The sequence below is a fragment of the Vibrio sp. ZF57 genome, from assembly GCF_001691235.1.
GTDB lineage: Bacteria > Pseudomonadota > Gammaproteobacteria > Enterobacterales > Vibrionaceae > Vibrio > Vibrio crassostreae_C.
Map to the genome: position 1 here is coordinate 1 of NZ_MAKD01000061.1, position 16338 is coordinate 16338.

General features: G+C 45.3%; 15 protein-coding genes. 9 read left to right on the forward strand and 6 right to left on the reverse strand.

Going from position 1 to position 16338, the window contains the following annotated elements:
• From A6D97_RS06810 to A6D97_RS06820, 3 genes are all read right to left on the reverse strand, one after another.
• The coding region (locus tag A6D97_RS06810; RefSeq protein ID WP_139074303.1) for a GNAT family N-acetyltransferase at nt 1-303 on the reverse strand (303 nt) is incomplete at its 3' end.
• The gene (locus A6D97_RS06815; RefSeq protein ID WP_017066871.1) at nt 296-1219 is read right to left on the reverse strand and encodes an ornithine cyclodeaminase family protein; all 924 of its coding nucleotides are present in this window, start codon (nt 1217-1219) and stop codon (nt 296-298) included. The genes A6D97_RS06815 and A6D97_RS06810, both read right to left, overlap by 8 nt.
• A gap of 2 nt (nt 1220-1221) precedes the next feature.
• Nucleotides 1222-2373 carry an alanine racemase gene (locus A6D97_RS06820; protein WP_017066872.1) on the reverse strand — a complete coding sequence of 384 codons (1152 nt, stop codon included), beginning with the start codon at nt 2371-2373 and terminating at the stop codon, nt 1222-1224.
• 112 nt (nt 2374-2485) lie between these two features.
• On the opposite strand from A6D97_RS06820, the gene A6D97_RS06825 reads away from it, so the two are divergent.
• Nucleotides 2486-3397, forward strand: coding sequence for a LysR family transcriptional regulator (locus A6D97_RS06825; protein WP_017066873.1), 912 nt, complete (start codon nt 2486-2488; stop codon nt 3395-3397).
• 585 nt (nt 3398-3982) lie between these two features.
• On the forward strand, nt 3983-4873 hold the full coding sequence (locus A6D97_RS06830) for a LysR family transcriptional regulator (RefSeq protein WP_065584071.1): 891 nt from the start codon (nt 3983-3985) through the stop codon (nt 4871-4873).
• A 4-nt stretch (nt 4874-4877) separates the two neighbouring features.
• Here A6D97_RS06830 and A6D97_RS06835 read toward each other — a convergent pair whose 3' ends face one another.
• The 3 genes from A6D97_RS06835 to mpaA all read right to left on the reverse strand — a co-directional run bounded on the left by A6D97_RS06835 (nt 4878) and on the right by mpaA (nt 7934).
• The gene (locus tag A6D97_RS06835; protein ID WP_017065034.1) at nt 4878-5288 is read right to left on the reverse strand and encodes a hypothetical protein; all 411 of its coding nucleotides are present in this window, start codon (nt 5286-5288) and stop codon (nt 4878-4880) included.
• Between the two features lie 52 nt (nt 5289-5340).
• A complete protein-coding gene (locus A6D97_RS06840) occupies nt 5341-7014 on the reverse strand; it encodes an amidohydrolase family protein (protein WP_017099396.1) in 1674 nt (557 codons plus the stop codon).
• Nucleotides 7015-7226: 212 nt separating this feature from the next.
• A complete protein-coding gene (gene mpaA / locus A6D97_RS06845; RefSeq protein ID WP_083190213.1) occupies nt 7227-7934 on the reverse strand; it encodes a murein tripeptide amidase MpaA in 708 nt (235 codons plus the stop codon).
• A gap of 144 nt (nt 7935-8078) precedes the next feature.
• On the opposite strand from mpaA, the gene A6D97_RS06850 reads away from it, so the two are divergent.
• The 7 genes from A6D97_RS06850 to A6D97_RS06880 all read left to right on the forward strand — a co-directional run bounded on the left by A6D97_RS06850 (nt 8079) and on the right by A6D97_RS06880 (nt 16303).
• A complete protein-coding gene (locus A6D97_RS06850) occupies nt 8079-9704 on the forward strand; it encodes an ABC transporter substrate-binding protein (RefSeq protein WP_065584073.1) in 1626 nt (541 codons plus the stop codon).
• Nucleotides 9705-9874: 170 nt separating this feature from the next.
• Nucleotides 9875-10777, forward strand: coding sequence for a LysR substrate-binding domain-containing protein (locus A6D97_RS06855; RefSeq protein WP_065584074.1), 903 nt, complete (start codon nt 9875-9877; stop codon nt 10775-10777).
• Between the two features lie 84 nt (nt 10778-10861).
• Complete coding sequence (locus A6D97_RS06860) at nt 10862-11746, forward strand: sugar ABC transporter permease (RefSeq protein ID WP_065584075.1); 885 nt, start codon at nt 10862-10864, stop codon at nt 11744-11746.
• A gap of 23 nt (nt 11747-11769) precedes the next feature.
• Nucleotides 11770-12717 (forward strand): carbohydrate ABC transporter permease, encoded by a 948-nt coding sequence (locus A6D97_RS06865; protein WP_065584076.1) that lies wholly within the window; start codon nt 11770-11772, stop codon nt 12715-12717.
• A gap of 6 nt (nt 12718-12723) precedes the next feature.
• On the forward strand, nt 12724-14004 hold the full coding sequence (locus A6D97_RS06870) for an extracellular solute-binding protein (RefSeq protein ID WP_065584077.1): 1281 nt from the start codon (nt 12724-12726) through the stop codon (nt 14002-14004).
• A gap of 105 nt (nt 14005-14109) precedes the next feature.
• The gene (locus tag A6D97_RS06875; RefSeq protein ID WP_065584078.1) at nt 14110-15579 is read left to right on the forward strand and encodes a CehA/McbA family metallohydrolase; all 1470 of its coding nucleotides are present in this window, start codon (nt 14110-14112) and stop codon (nt 15577-15579) included.
• On the forward strand, nt 15569-16303 hold the full coding sequence (locus A6D97_RS06880) for an HAD family hydrolase (protein ID WP_017064949.1): 735 nt from the start codon (nt 15569-15571) through the stop codon (nt 16301-16303). The genes A6D97_RS06875 and A6D97_RS06880 overlap by 11 nt, the downstream gene beginning before the upstream one ends.
• The last annotated feature ends 35 nt before the right edge of the window (nt 16304-16338 follow it).

Genomic DNA, 16338 nt, shown 5'->3' on the forward strand with positions numbered 1-16338 from the left:
CGCTTGACTCCCCAATCCTTTTCCTTGGAAACGATGGTCAATCATGACGCGCCACACGTACAAATGATCCTTTTGAAAGTGATCATCGAACTTGTCGAGTAGTCTTGGATCGATAAGAGAGATGAGCCCTGCTGGCTTGTCGTCTAAATAAATGCCGTAACTGACGCTATCGTCGTTGAAACTCGCCTCTGCAAGCCATTCTGCGTTATTAGCAATGAGATGTTTTTGGGACTCTTCCACAGAGAGGTCGATAATGTCATCGATGGTGTTACCGTTTATTTTTAAAAAGCTAACGTTATTCATGGTCATCTCCCTTGGATAGGTATTTATCTAAAACTATTTGCGCAATATAAAGATCTTGATAGGCAATTCCTGAGCTATCAAAAATAGTAATGTCGTTTTTGTTCCTTTCTTTTAATTGAAGCTTGTCACCGATCTGATAGATCTCTTTATCTGGCGCATGCTGGAACTCACCAATCGTTTTGGACTGAGATAAATAATCACAATAGAGGGTGGCGTTCTCAAATAGCGATGGTGGAAGTTCCTGTTTTCCTATTTTATCTGCTCCCATTGCAGAAATATGAGTTCCAGGTTTTACCCATGAAGATTCAAACAAAGGAGCGGTAGACGCTGTAACGGTAACAATAATATCTGCGCTTTCACAGGCTTCTTGAGCGGATTTGATGTCTGTTGTTAACCCTTCTTTGCTTAGCTCTTTCGCTAGTTGGTTGGCGTTAGTCTGATTTCTACCAACAATCAGGACTTTAGATAGATTCCTAACTTTTGAAATGGCAAGCGCTTCGTATTTAGCTTGATGACCTGTGCCAAATAACGCGAGTACAGATGAATCTTGTCTCGCCAGTAGATCAACAGCGATGGCATCAGCTGCTGCAGTTCGGTAGGCATTGACCAAACTTGCTGACAAAATGGCTTTCATTTCCCCCGTATCCGGTGAAAGAAGAAAGATATGAGTACCATGGTTCGGTCGCCCAAACTGATTATTGCAAGGCCAATAGCTTCCCATTTTCCAACCAAGTAATTGATTTGTGCATGCTGATTTGAGTGAAAACATTGAGCCTTCGATCGGGCCTGATGCGTTAACGACCGGAAATATTGATGAGTGCTGATCTTGTACTGAAGAAAATGCCGCTTTGACCGCTTTGTATGCCAGCTCGTGAGAAATTAACGCTGCTGTCGTTTTTTCATCTAGATAAATCATGTTTACCACCCTGAAACACGTTGCCATTGCTCAATTTGACCCTCGACCAAGTCAAAGACATAGTATTTACTGTGCATCGCGCTTGTAGAGCATGCATGATTTGGGACGATGTGTACTCTAGAACCAATGGGAAAACATTCGAAGTCGATCTCGCTTCCAGAAGCCGCTTCGAGTATGCCGTGCTCTTGATTTACCTGCACTACTTTCAGTATTTGACTCTCTTGGCCATTCGGTTGGAGAACCACGCCATAACATTGTTCGTCATGACCTTTATCTAAAGAAAGAGCCATCCATCCAGCATCAACAAATATTTGCCCCCTCGATTTGTTGTGTCCAATAACACTACTTACTACTGAGATTGCGATATCGTTTAAAGTACATACTCCAAGCCGATGCATCACTAAGTCAAACAATGAATAGACGCCAGCTCTGACTTCTGTGATTCCACTTGTGTTTGTGTATGAGCATGCCGTCGGGGTAGAACCCACGCTGACTATTTCGCAGTAAATCCCAACCGACTCGAGGCGTTTCGCCGCAAGTTGTGCAGTCGCTACTTCATTACTGGCGGATTGGTTTAACGCTTCTCGAGACTTACAGTGGTAAGACTCACCTGCGTGGAGCATCACCCCTTTAAAATTGCCCAAACCCTTACCTAAGCTCTTAGCCATTGCAATCAGGGCTTCGGAATCTGCACTTACTCCACCTCGGTGTCCGTCGCAATCAATCTCTATCAGGCAGCTAATAACACACCCACGTTCTTGACAGTAGGCGTTAACGAAATCGACTTGTTCCATGCTATCAAGTAAAACCACAATACTCATACCACGTTTCAGTAGCAGTTCGACTCGCAATAGCTTTTCTTTTGATATGCCAACAGCATAGAGAATGTCTTTACAACCATAACTGGCAAGCTGTTCTGCTTCTTCAAGGGTGGATACAGTGATTGGATCCTCTATAGAGTCAATTAAGTACGGAAGCGCATCTAACGATTTTACGGTCTTAAAGTGGGGCCTTAGTGGTGTGCCTAGTTTCGACATATGGCTGCGCATTTGAGCAAGGTTGCTCAAAAATTTTTGTTTATCCAAATAGAGAAATGGTGTGCCGATGGCATTGTATTTTTTTTCTAAATCAGGGTGTTCCGTATGCTTAATCATTTCATTTACCTAAACTTGCAAAGTGAAGTTAACTATTGATGAAATGATTATGAAGTAGGAAGAAGTTGAATTATATTAACAAAAATCTACTTATACATTAGGTTGGAAGTTAATGTTGACGACAGAAGATATTCGATTTCTTGTGGTAGTTTCTAACCATAGAACATTGGCAGATGCGGCTCGTACGCTCAATATAACGCCACCATCAGTCACTCAGCGTATTCAACATATCGAAAAGAAGCTATCCCTTAAGTTACTTCAACGGCCTTCGCGCGTGGTTAGCTTAACAGAAGAAGGGCGCGTTTTAGTTGATACTGGTATTTCGATCCTTGAAGATTTGGACGAGCTCACCGATAAACTCAATGAAAGCAGAGGGGATGTCAGTGGTTGTCTAAGAGTATTGGCGCCCCTTGGCTTTGGCAACGATGTGATAGCCCCTTTATTAGGTGAGTATAAAAAAGCTCATCCTCGCCTAGAGGTGGAGCTAGAGTTATCAGATAAGCCAAACTGGGCCAACCATCATAAATGGGACATTATCATCTACATTGGTCACCTGACGGATTCCAGCCTTAAGATGGTGAGTTTAGCCCCAAACAAGCGCTTTGTTTGCGCTTCGCCCGAGTATTTATCACGTTATGGACAGCCTGAAACTCCGCAAGATCTTAAGAAGCATCAATGTATTGCGTTGAGAGAAAATAATGAAGATGTCACGTTGTGGAGCTTTACTCATACAGTCTCAGGATCCATAGAAAATGTTCGAATTCGTCCTTCACTTGCAAGTAATGAGGGCAGAGTGATTAAAGACTGGGCCTTAAGAGACTTAGGGATTATCATGCGATCTGAATGGGATATTCAATCACAGATTGATAGTGGTAAATTAGTGCGATTATTGCCAAATTATGAGCTTCCAAATGCCGATATTGTTGCCCTCGTGAGTTCTGCTGCGCATGAGAGGTCAGCGCGAGTCACTGGCTTTTTATCTCTATTAAAAGATCAATGCCAAAAAGCGCCGTGGTTAAGTTGATAGTATGTTGTTATCAGAGGTGTGCTAGCGCCGATCATGGCAAACACACCTTTGCCCCAAGACGTGTTTAGTGCGCATGAAACCAACATGAGATTTATTTGTGCAACAAGCTGCTGCACAATTAGTAAATTGCCTGCTTCATCGAATGTCCAACAGGCTGCTGGACAAACTCCAACCCCAATTTTGCAACAGCCTGTTGCAAAATTCACTATGAAGCACTTCTGCCCCAAAACAATTTAGAGTGTTTGCTTAGTTTAAAAATGTTTTTGGTGATTTACTTTATCTTTTTTCATATATGTCTTTAATACATTCTTTTTTGGGTTAGAACGGTATGCTTTCTTCGAATAGGGCTTGTTTTTCGGGTGCTACGCGCTGAGCATAGTAATTCAAGATAGGTGGGCGCGGAGAATTTTCTATTAATATTTTTTTATCTTCGAGTAGAATTATTAATTCTACATATGTCTTAATTGATAAAGAACAAGGACTTATTGTGTAATTTGGCTGAGCTGAGATCTCAAGAAATGAGTCACGCATTTAATACATACTGGAATTAGTCAAAGCACCATCAACTCTAAGTATTGGTCTATGAACACACTTCATCTAAAAGCACTGTTATTAGCCGTAGAAACTGGATCGATTTCTGCCGCGGCACGTAAACTGGGTAAAAAGCAATCTCAGGTTAGTCAATGGATTTCTGATCTGGAAATCGATCTGGGGGTTAACTTCTTTGACCGAACAGGAAATAAAACCACTTTGAGTAAAGACGGGGAACGTTTACTTCCCCATCTTACTCATACACTGAGCCACCTTGATAAGTTTGTCCAAGGTGCTGAAATACTTATGCAAAATGAGCCGACTGTACTGACCATAGGGATTGAAAACTACATCCCTGACATTGTGTTTACGCAACCTCTAGCCTCTGTTTTAGATTTACCCCATTTGAGTGTTGAGGTCTATCGCGATGAAAGAACCCAACTGGAGCAAGACTTAGGCGATGGTCATGTAGATGTCATAATTACCCATGAGTCGGAAACTATTCATCACAAACATTTCGATTATTGCCGTCTAGGGTACTATAGAGAAATTCTAGTCTGTAGTCCTGACCATCCACTGGCTCAGTTATCTCACGTTACCAGTAAGGACTTGAGTGAATACCGCGAGTTAGTATGGGGTGAAGTAAGTAGCGAAGACAACGATGGTTTTAGCCCGTGTTACTGTGTGTTCTCAGATATCGATCCCCTCATAGCTATGCTCAAACACAATAAGGGATTTGCGTTTTTACCAGAGGAGTGTGTTAGCACGCAAATCGAAAACGGCCTACTGGTTGCTCTCAAATGCGACTTCGAACTCTCTGGCATTGACCGAAAAGTTGAGCTGTGTTGGCGCAACGGACTAACCCTTTCTGAAAGTGGGAGTATGGTAATTAAAGCCTTTAAACACTACCATCTTCTGCCCCAGAAACACCAATACAAGTAGCGAATTAGTCAGACGCTGCGATAAGCGCATCCCACCAATCATAGATATACAGGGAGGCGTAAATAGGTAATAGCGCCCATAGCAATGGATCGTCCCATACCGTTGATGTGGTGCCAATAGCCGCTATCGCCAAGATCATAAGCTCAGAAATACCAGTAAAGAGAAGTAGCTTAGTGAAGTGAACCAGAATTCGCTGAATCTGATTAGCAAGCTGAGTTTTCTGGTATGTCGCTTCAAACACGCCAATAATACCAGCAGCCATCATGAGCCCAATAACGGCTAAAATCGCCGACTGATTACCATGTTCCATATCGCGCATGCTATCGAAGGTGCAGCTAAACAGTACCGGGACAAGGATCACCAGCAGTATTAGTTGTTTCAGGCTCACTTCAATATAGAAACGTTTACGTAGCACTCTTACCTCCGTGGAAAAAATAAGGTGCCGGAAACATCCTGCACCTTTTTAGTTACTCTTCTGAGTCGAAAACTATATCACCCTGTAACATTGTCATTAAGATCTTAGTGTCGGCAATCTCACCTACCCGCAAGCGGGTAATATCATGTTCCAAAATGGCAAAGTCTGCTGATTTTCCGACTTCTATCGAACCTGTAATATCACTGATTCCCAAACTTTCTGCGGCGTTGGTTGTGTAAGCATCAATCGCTGAATGAATATCCGGCAATCCCGTTTTACCCATTTTAAGGCTATTGGCGATACCAACTAACGGATTGATATCATGCACATTCCAGTCACTACTCAAAGAGACGTTAGCCCCTGTATCAAAGATGGCTTTCAGGTTCATCATGGCTCTGGTGCGTTTAGCACCAAGAAAAACTTCTGCCCATTTGTGATCATGGTAAGCCACATAATCAGAGCCAACCTGAAAATCTGCCGTTACATTCAGCTTGGCAAAACGTGGGACATCTTTTGAGTTCACCAGCTCCACATGAGTTAGTGTATAAGGTTTATCTGCGCCTTGACTGCGAACATATTCGATAGCATTCAGTGACTCACGAATACCTCCATCACCTATAGCATGAATATGAGCGCTATAACCAATTTGATTTAACTCATCAAGCCAGATTTTCATTTGCTGCGGTGGAATATAGTTGATGCCGTATGGCTCGTCAGGAATATAGGTGTCTAGATACGGAGCCAGTGTTTTTGCAGTTCCGTTAATGAAAATACCATCGCTATACATTTTCACCTGATCCACCAGTAGCAAACGAGATTTGTCGCTGGATTGAATTTTCTTTAAAAATGTAAGCTGGGGTTCCATGGAGTCGGCCGGGTAAATCCACGGGCGAAGCGATACACGAGCCGTTAAGTTTCCTTTTTCTTCAGCTTGTTTCCACACTTCATACCAGCCACGTTTCCAATATAATCGACCGTCACCAATTGTGGTTATACCATGAGCGGCCGCTTCTTCAAGGCCTGCCATTAAGCCTTCGTAACTTTGATCAAATTGGCTCTCTAAGCTGTTCCATGCCATCTCCATAACAATATCGCCCGCATTATCAAGCAAAATGCCATTGAGTTCTCCAGTTTCATCGTCTTTAAGAATCTTGCCGCCTTGCGGTTCTTGGGAGTGTTTGGAGATGCCTGCTTGCTTAAGGGCTGCTGAATTCACCCACATGGAGTGGGAAGTCTGCTCCATAATCACCACTGGTTGATCCGGGAAAATACGGTCAATCACTTCTAAAGGTGTATAACGGTTGTCTTCACTTAGGATTGCATCAAGAGAAAAGCCATAACCCATTAGCCATTCGTTCGACTTAGCTTGCTTACGACACGCTTTTAGATAGGGGATCTGCTCTTCCAGTGAAGCATCCATATTCAGCTCACAATTGCCCCCTGCCTCCGAAGCCGCTTCAAACACATGGTTGTGGTTATCGATAAAACCCGGCATCACAAAAGCTTGTTCAACATTGATAATGTTAGTTGTCGAGGTCCGATAGGCATTGACTTCGGGTGTATTACCAACATACACAATATTACCATCGTAAATCGCGATAGCATCTGCATCGTCGTAACCGTAAATCTTGGCGTTAGTGATAATCACATCCGCTTGTTCAGCAGCAAGAGAAATTGGACTCATGGTTAAGCTCGCTATTAATGCAAGTGAGTAAACTCGGTTCATATATTGATCCTTTAATGTCCCACAATATCTGTGAGTATAGGAAGTAGGTGGTTTGAAGAAAGTCTACAGTAGTCAAAAAATAAATGAAAAATAGTGAGTATTAGAATCTTGGGGTAGTCTGCACAAATCAGATTTCAAGTTACTTATTCTTATATATTGCACTCTTGTTAAAGCAATTAATCTAACAAAGTATTGTCCAAAAATGAGTTGCGCTAACTTCCCTCACACCCCAACACTGCCACAAACGCATCCAAATACTTTTCTATAGTTAAATCCGCTGAAACGGGCGGTAGTTCTACGGTAATGCACGGTAGGCTTCTTTCTTGGCACCAAGTGCCGAATGAGCCTGGGGTTTCGTAATCCACGTCTTCGACGAGCGGTAGGTTGAATTGCTTGCCTAGCCAAGTGGCGAGTTCCGATTGAGTTGGGTCGTCGACCATAGCGAGTGGTTCGTGGAAAGAGATGACGAATTTTGGCTTACGCTGTTCAATGAGTGTGATGAGGGACTGCACTTCAGGTTCGAGCTGGTTGGCTTGGCCGGTTTTCACTTTTACATCTCTGACTGGTGTGTGGGAGCTCCAGCGATAGACGGTCCCGTTTTCTGTCCAGTTCTGAGTCGGAAAGGCGCGGTTCAGATCGACTTGGTTGGCGTTGGCGCGAGTGCCTAATTGATTGCCATCTGGGTTCATCGACAGGATCACATCGTGTCTCAAGTTGGCGGCTGGCAAGCTTCTCAGCGCACAAGATAATCCTGCAATAGAAGCGGTTTCATCACCGTGTGTGCCTGCTAAGATCAGCCCGCGAGACTCGCTTTCTATTTGCGCGGGGAAATAGAGCAAAGGCGCACCCAACACTGATTTTCCATATGACAGCGGCTTTATTGAAAATGCAGCTCTTTCCGTTCTTGGAATTAAACTCACCTTTATCTCCTGATTGATCAAGTACTATCAAGTATTAACGATTACACAAACTTACTTAAATAAACTAAAGCGTTAAAACTCGTCAACAGTCGCATTGTTAATTTTATTACTTGCTTCAAAGATAGGCTAGGAGAGCAAAAACATATGGATTTTAAGAAACATTCAACGGCTTTACTCATTTCATCTCTATTGACCCCTTTTATCTCAGTAACTGCCGTTGCTGACACATTGCCTGCGGGAACTTCTCTGGCGAAAGAACAACATTTAGTTCGTGCTAACGATGCAGAAGCGGCGACGCTTGACCCTGCGAAAGCAGAAGGCCTGCCAGAAATGCACATTCTACGTGACCTATTTGAAGGTTTAGTGATTCAAGATCGCGATGGCAATATCACCCCAGGTGTTGCACAGTCTTGGGAAACCGAAGACAACCAGACGTTTGTATTCCACCTACGTAAAGACGCGCAGTGGTCGAATGGCGATCCGGTGACGGCCGATGATTTCGTGTATGCGATAAGACGCGCGGTAGACCCTAAAACGGCATCGCCAAATGTGTGGTACCTAAAGCTTACTCAAATCAACAATATCGCTGACGTAGCCGAAGGCAAAAAGCCAGTTGAAGAGTTAGGTATCTCTGCAGTCGATAAACACACGGTGAAGTTCGAACTCGATAGTAAAGTGCCTTACTTTGTGGCGATGACGGGCCACACATCCATGATGCCAGTGCACAAAGCAGCCCTAGAGAGTAGCGACAAGCCGTGGAGCGATCCTAAGCAATTTGTTGGTAATGGAGCATTTGTGCTAGACGAGTGGGTGGTGAACGAGCGCATTGAGCTGAAGAAGAACCCGAAATATTGGGACAGTTCAGATACGCATTTAACCGAAGTGACTTACATTCCGTTTGAGAACCAGAATGCCTCGATTAACCGTTATGCTGTGGGCGAGGTCGATATTACTTCGGACGTGCCGACACACATGGCGCAGCAGCTTAAAACCAAATACCAAGATGCGTTTACCACAGTGCCTCTGCTGTGTACTTATTACTACGCATTCAATACTACGAGACCACCTTTTGATGATGTGCGGGTACGTAAAGCCGTCTCTTATTCCATGATGCGTGACGTTATCACCAATGGTGTTACTCAGGTCGGCAACTTACCGGCTTATACCTTTGCTCATGAGTACACGGCTGGTTTTGATGCGACACAACCTGAATACAGTACTTGGACTCAGAAGGAGCGTGATCAAAAAGCAAAAGAGCTACTGAAAGAAGCGGGCTACGATGCGTCTAATCCGTTGGACTTCAAACTGCTTTACAACACCAGTGAATCGAACAAGTCCATAGCAGTGGCGATTGCATCAATGCTGAAAGGCAACTTAGGTGCACAAGTTGAGCTTGAAAACCAAGAGTGGAAGTCTTACTTGGTGTCACGTCGCCAAGGTGATTTCGATGTAATGCGCGCCTCTTGGTGTGGTGACTATAACGAAGCATCAACCTTCTTGAGCCTATTGCGCTCTGGTTCTTCGGGTAACTTTGCTCGTTACAATAACGACAAGTACGACGCAGCAATGGACAGCGCCTTAGCTGCAACCAGTGAACAAGATCGCCAAGGTTTCTATGATCAAGCAGAACAGTTGTTGGCAGAAGATATGCCGATCGCACCAATTTACTACTACATGCAGGCTCGTCTAGTACGACCAAGTGTTGGTGGTTTTGCGAAGAACAATGTAGAAGGGCGTATCTATTCTAAGGATCTCTACATCAAAGAGTAATTGCGTTTGATTCACGCGGCGACACACCGCTAAGAACATGAAATAAAGAAAAGGGACGTTGATCATAAATATCTGATCAACGTCCCTTCGTCATTAATCTGTAACGGTAAGCGCAAAAAACTGAAACCTGATTGAAGTATTTTTCACTTTTATTTCAATCAGGTGAAGCCATGTTACCCCCTCTACGTGCCCTTGTTGCGTTCGAAGCTGTTGCCCGCCTCGGTTCTATTGGCGCTGCTGCGCGCGAGCTTTGTGTTACCCAAGCTGCGGTGAGTCAGCAGCTTAAAAGTTTAGAAACCTTTCTCGATACCACATTGTTTGAGCGAAGCTCCAAAGGCGTAAAGCTGACGTCAGCTGCCCAGCACTATCAACCGATTGTTGCGGGTTCATTAGCACACCTGAAATTACAGACTCAAATCCTCTTCGGGGAAAAAGAAACCGACGTGTTGAGCTTGCGCGTAAATCACACCTTTTGTCATAACTGGCTGTTACCTCGACTGCCAGCCTTCTATAAGAAATACCCTTTTATCAGGCTCGATATTCAGCTGGTGGACTGGCCATCAACCAACCCTTGTCAGAATGTCGATATCGAGCTGACCAACGGCAAGGTCGAAAGCGAAGACACTCATAGTGAGCGACTGTTTCAAGAACATTGGCAGTTGGTGTGTAGCCCAGACTTTAAAAACCAATATCAAGATGCCTTGGCTAAGCATGATTTTTCTGCTCTGCCGACAGTGCAAGTAAAAGGCTACCGAGAGAACTGGCTGCAATGGTTGAGTCACAACCAATTCGAGATGACCTTACCGAAGGTGCTACTTGAAGTGAGTAACTCTCTGCATGCATTAGAGGCGGTCAAACATGGCATTGGCGTGTTGTTGGTGCGTTCGCTAGCGGTGTCTGAGCTGTTAGAGAAAAACGATCTGGTTCTGGCGACTGAATCCTCAATGCCTGCCGAATCTGCCCACTATTTGATTAGCAAACACAGACGCAGTGCCAAGGTGAATTTCTTTTGTGATTGGCTTTATCACCAAATGGAAGACGGTGAACTGGAAGAAAGGTTTTCTAATGAGTAGCCATAAAAAAAATGAAGGGCGCTCTTACTAACCTGTCACACAAACCCCTTAATTTAACCGCATACAAATAAGGACGAGGTCACCATGAGTGCTTTCTCAGAACCAATGAAAAACCGCTTAAAGGTACTGCTATTTACTGCACCGTTATTGGTGCCACTGTTTACTTTTTGGCTCGTACCATTTGGTTATTCGATTTACATCAGCTTCACCGACTGGGATTACATCTCGCCAGATTATTCGTTCATCGGTTTAGAAAATTACGAGTACATGGTTGAGGATTACGAGTTCATCCAAGCGATGCTCAATACGTTTTGGTTCTCTGTGGGTGTGGTGATTCCCACCATTATTCTTGGCCTTGTGTTTGCGATGCTGCTGCACAAAAATTTCAAGGGCAGCCAGTTTTATCGTGCGGTGATCTTCTCGCCTTGGATTACACCCACAGTCGCGGTGTCGATTGTGTGGTCTTGGGTATTTGAGACCAAATCAGGCTTGGCAAACCACTTACTGGAGTCGGCAGGGTTTAGTGCGATTCCATGGTTAGAAAACGGTAACACAGCCTTAATTGCGGTAATTATCGTGACGGTGTGGCAGGCGATTGGTTGGACGATGCTGTTCTACATCAGTGCGCTTAACAAGATTCCAGAGTCGCTGTATGAAGCCTCTTTGATTGATGGTTGCAGCAGCTTAACGCGCTTTTTGAAGATAACGCTGCCACTGATTTCACCAACCACATTCTTCTTAGTGGTGGTCAACATTATCACGGCAATGCAGGCGTTCGATCAGTTCCAGATCTTAACGCAGGGCGGGCCGGGTGGTGAGACACGTACCTTGTTGTACTTGTTCTACCAACAAGCGTTTGAGCGTTACGAAATGGGGCCCGCGGCCACGACATCGTTAGTGATATTCCTGATTACTGGATTGCTGGCACTTATTAATACCTACATCGGCAAGCGCTGGGTGTACTACTAGTCGATTTTTGAAAGGACAGAATTATGACCACGCAAGTATTGGATGCCAATCAAGTATTGAATCAGAACGCAGCGAAAACCAAAGTTAGCCCCCAAACCATAGCGACCAAATCAGAGGTTGTGTCAAAGAAAGCCTCAGTGGATCGTAGTTCGTTCCTCGCACTGGCTAAGCACCTGTTCTTAGCAACCTGCGGAACCATTATGGTATTCCCGTTTCTATGGATGTTGTCTGGTTCGCTGAAAAGCAACGATGAGATCTTTGCTAACCCACTGGACTTGATTCCAGAGCAGTTTCGCTGGGAGACCTTTGTCGAAACCTTTCACAGCGCGCCGTTTGGCTTGTACATCTTCAACAGCTTTAGTGTGGCTTTGTTCACGACCCTATTGGTGATTGTGAATTCGGCGATGTTTGCATACGCGTTGACTCAGCTGAGGTTTCGCTCGAAGACGCTGCTCTATTTCATCGTGATGGGTTGTTACATGCTGCCGGGCGCGGTGACTTACATTCCGTCTTATATCACCTTAGCAAAACTGGGTTTGTTGGATTCGCACATGGGGCTAGTGGCGTCGAACGCGGCGTCGGTTTTCGGTGTGTTCTATCTACGCCAAGTGTTTATCAAGGTGCACCCGTCGCTGATTGAAGCGGCACGAATTGATGGTGCAGGTGAGCTCAAGATCTTATGGGCAATCATCTTACCGCAATGCCGAGCAGCAGTCGCAACACTGTTCCTCATCACTTTTATTACCAATTACAACAGCTACATGTGGCCAAGCCTGGTGATTACGACTCAGGATTTAAATCTGATCGCTACTGGTATTCGTCACTACTTTATTGCCGAAGGTAACTATGGGTTGAACTGGTCGCAAATTATGGCGGCGAGCACCATTGCAGTATTGCCTTTGTTAATTCTATTCGTCATTTGTCAAAAGACGATTCTTTCAGGTATCGCCGATAACGGCGTAAAAGAGTAAACGGAAATGAAACTAAAAACTCTCGCACTAGTGTGTGCTGGCGCAGCAAGCGCGTCTATGTTCTCTAGCAGTGTTCTTGCGGCAACCGAAGTTAACTTTTGGTATTCCGGTGGTACTAAGCCACAGCAAATGATGACTAAGCTCATCGAAGAGTTCAACGCGAGCCAAGATGAGTATGTGGTGAAGCCTGCATTGCAAGGTAACTACACGGAAACCTACCAGAAGCTGCAAGCTGGTTTAGCGTCGAAAACGGCACCTGAACTTGTGCTATTAGATTCAGGTCGTGCGGAAGCGATGCACGGGCGTGGTCTGAGCCGTGACCTAACGCCGTTTATGGATGAAGAGTTCAACTTCTCTGATTTCATTGGCGCGTTTAAAGATCAAGTGACGGCAGACGATGGCACCATCATCGGCCTACCTGCTTACGGCACAACTCAAGTGTTTTACTACAACAAGCAGGTGTTGGCAGACAACGGTTTTACTGAGCAAGACCTAAACACATGGCAAGGCGTGGCTAAGGTGGCTGAGAAAGTTACCCAACGTGACGACAAAGGCAACGTGACCTTTTACGGCTGGGAGCCGATGTGGGGCCAAGACAACATGATTGACGCGGCTTTCTCTAACGGCGCGAAGATCATCAGTGATGATGGCAAAACCGTGTTAATCGACTCGGCTGAATGGGTTGAGGTGTGGGACAGCTTCCGTAAGTGGATCCACGATGATCAAATCATGCGTATTCATTACGGCGGTCAAGGTTGGGAATACTGGTACAAAACCATTGATGACGTGATGAAAGATAACGCACTTGGTTATACCGGTTCATCGGGTGACCAAGGTGACTTGGACTTCACTAAACTTTCGGCAACCACACAACCAGGTTGGGGCTCAAACCCTTCAGCACCACAAGCGGGTGCGCTGGTTTACGTTATGCCAAAAGGCACAGATGACGCAGCGGCGAAAGGTGCATTTGAGTTTGTTGAGTTCTACACCAACGCGAAAAACACCGCAGCTTGGTCAATGTTCACAGGTTACATCCCTGTGCGCAACAGCGTTTCTGAAGTACCAGAGTACCAAGCGTTCACTAAAGACAACCCACAAGCTCTGATTCCGTTGAAGCAAGCAAACACGGCGACCAAAGATTTCCTTGACCCTACCAACGGTAAGATTATGGATGCGCTGAAGGTGGCTGCAGACCAGATTCAAATCCAAAACGTGCCTGCTGACAAAGCGCTAAAACAAGCGGCTAAGAAAGCGCAACGTGCACTAGACCGAGCGAATCGTTCTTAATCTGCAAAGTGGATTAACACTATCTTTGCATGCATAAAGGCCCATCTACTCGGGTGGGCCTCTTTTTGACCCAGTCCTTCAATTAGGACGAATTTGGTGAAGACAATGACCCAATTTCAAGGTGAGCTGCCGTTTGGCAGAGTACGTATCCCCTTTGATGTGCCAACAGGTTCTCACAGCGTAATTATTACCGGCACAACGGTGAAAAAAGGATTCTTGTACGCATCGGCGTATGATGCCAACCAAGCATTTCGTGGCAAAGTGCTATTTGAAAAGGCGCACAAGTCACTCTCTATCCAACCGAAAAACTCTGGTTTAGGTGCGATTGATGGTGCGATTCCATCAGGTGAGTGGTTCTTAGAACTTTACAATCTTGAAGGTGAGTTTCGCACCGAGCGTGCGATGCAGTATCAAGTCGATGTACTTTGCTCTGATGAGTCAGTTAATAGCGATGCTGAGTTAGAACTGACTCCAACGGTGACAAGTGATCACGATATCGAGTTTGATTACAGCCATATGCTGAGTTCTGATTCTCGTTGGTATCGCGGCGATTTACACGCTCACACTCAGCTTTCTGATGGTCACAATACCTTGGCCGCGGCCAAAGATATTGTTGAATCACAAGTGCTCGATTTCTTCTTCTTCACCGAGCACAACATCTGCCAGCCTAAGCTGCCTGTATCAAACCAATGTTTGTTTTTACCAGCGTTAGAAGTCACGACCGATCTCGGGCATTTTAATGTGCATGGCCCGGTTAAGTCTTTAGACCTTAGAGACGTTGAGCACAGCAGCCAAGCGACGATGGAAGCAGGATTGAACTTAGCTAAAAGTGGACACAGTTCCCTTGGCATTAATCACCCGATGATGAAGCCGTGGCATTGGCATTACGATCAAGTGGATCTTAGCCAAGTGTCTACGTTTGAAGTGTGTTGTGACCCAACGTGGTCGACCTCGCCAAAAGCGACCGAAGAGGCGTTATTGGTTCTCAATGAAATGTGGAATTGTGGCCAACGCATTACGGCGATTGGCGGCAGTGATTCACACCTTGAACCCCATGAACGCAATCCAAAATCGGATGAACCTTCTATCTACGGTGACCCATCAACTTTCGTTTACAGCCATGGTTTGAGCGGCGAAGGCATCTTGTCTGGTTTGCGTAATGGGCAGGTTTACCTAGAGCGCCGCTGTGGCCTGAAGTTTGACATCAACTTAGGTGATTTGCTGCCGGGCAACGACTCTCAAGGGCAGGCTCTCACTTATCGTATCGCTGTCACTGATTCAGAAAACCTTTACTACGCTGAGTGCGTGGTGGATGGCGAGATTGTTGAACGAATCGCTCTGAATGATGAGCTGCAAAGTATCCATATTGATGAAGGCTACCGTTGGTGCCGAGTGGATATCCGTCGTGGAGAACTTTCTTCTGCATTAATCAACAGCACTCAATCTGCATGTGACGAACGTGAGTTTGAAGGCTGCATCAATGCCGTATTCGACGGCAAACAACCAGAATTTAACCAACCCCTAGTGCGTACTTGGGGAGAACTAATGGAGCGAATGAGCCGTGATGAAGTTTAAGGCGATGTTATTTGATAAAGACGGCACATTGATAGAGTTCCACAAGATGTGGCTCAACGTTTCTCGTGGTGCTTGTGAGCGTGTGAAATCTTACAGTGACCAGCATCAGGGTAATCAAACTGTCACACCTGCTGAGTTACTCTTGGCTATCGGCGTGGAAGGTGATGTGGTTGATAACTATGGACTATTAGCCTCAAACCCAGTGGAAGATACCGCAACAGCGTGGTTCAACATGCTGCAACCTAATGTCTCGCTCGCTGAGTTCACTAAGGTGACCAAAGCCGCTTTCAATGACGAAGTGGAAGAGAACCCAAGCTGGATTGAAGCACTACCAGGTGTGGCTGAAAAGCTTGGCCTGTTTAAGCAGCAAGGCATGATTTTAGGCATCGCGACCGCAGACACCAAAGACTCAACCATCTACACACTAGAGCAATCGGGTTTGAGCGAGATGTTTGATTATGTCGGTTACTCAGATGGTGATATCGAACCTAAACCAGCGCCAGCACTGCTCAATGCCTTCTGTGAACAATGCGGTATTGAGCCTCATGAGGTGATCATGTTTGGTGACACGGTTTCGGATATGGAATTTGGCCGCAATGCAGGCGCAAGCAATGTCGGTGTTCTGACGGGGACTGCACAACACAGCGAGTTAGAGCCAGTGGCGGATCTGGTTATCGCATCAGTCGCCCATTTTGAGCTCAACCAACTGCAAGAACGTGGCTAAAACGTCCACGACAGATTGCAAAGATAGTATTTAAC

Coding starts and splice junctions, on each gene's coding strand:
- A6D97_RS06855 (WP_065584074.1), top strand. CDS start 9,875: ATGTTACCCCCTCTACGTGCCCTTGTTGCGTTCGAAGCTGTTGCCCGC.
- A6D97_RS06870 (WP_065584077.1), top strand. CDS start 12,724: ATGAAACTAAAAACTCTCGCACTAGTGTGTGCTGGCGCAGCAAGCGCG.
- A6D97_RS06860 (WP_065584075.1), top strand. CDS start 10,862: ATGAGTGCTTTCTCAGAACCAATGAAAAACCGCTTAAAGGTACTGCTA.
- A6D97_RS06865 (WP_065584076.1), top strand. CDS start 11,770: ATGACCACGCAAGTATTGGATGCCAATCAAGTATTGAATCAGAACGCA.
- A6D97_RS06820 (WP_017066872.1), bottom strand. CDS start 2,373: ATGATTAAGCATACGGAACACCCTGATTTAGAAAAAAAATACAATGCC.
- A6D97_RS06840 (WP_017099396.1), bottom strand. CDS start 7,014: ATGAACCGAGTTTACTCACTTGCATTAATAGCGAGCTTAACCATGAGT.
- A6D97_RS06880 (WP_017064949.1), top strand. CDS start 15,569: ATGAAGTTTAAGGCGATGTTATTTGATAAAGACGGCACATTGATAGAG.
- A6D97_RS06850 (WP_065584073.1), top strand. CDS start 8,079: ATGGATTTTAAGAAACATTCAACGGCTTTACTCATTTCATCTCTATTG.
- A6D97_RS06815 (WP_017066871.1), bottom strand. CDS start 1,219: ATGATTTATCTAGATGAAAAAACGACAGCAGCGTTAATTTCTCACGAG.
- A6D97_RS06875 (WP_065584078.1), top strand. CDS start 14,110: ATGACCCAATTTCAAGGTGAGCTGCCGTTTGGCAGAGTACGTATCCCC.
- A6D97_RS06830 (WP_065584071.1), top strand. CDS start 3,983: ATGAACACACTTCATCTAAAAGCACTGTTATTAGCCGTAGAAACTGGA.
- A6D97_RS06825 (WP_017066873.1), top strand. CDS start 2,486: ATGTTGACGACAGAAGATATTCGATTTCTTGTGGTAGTTTCTAACCAT.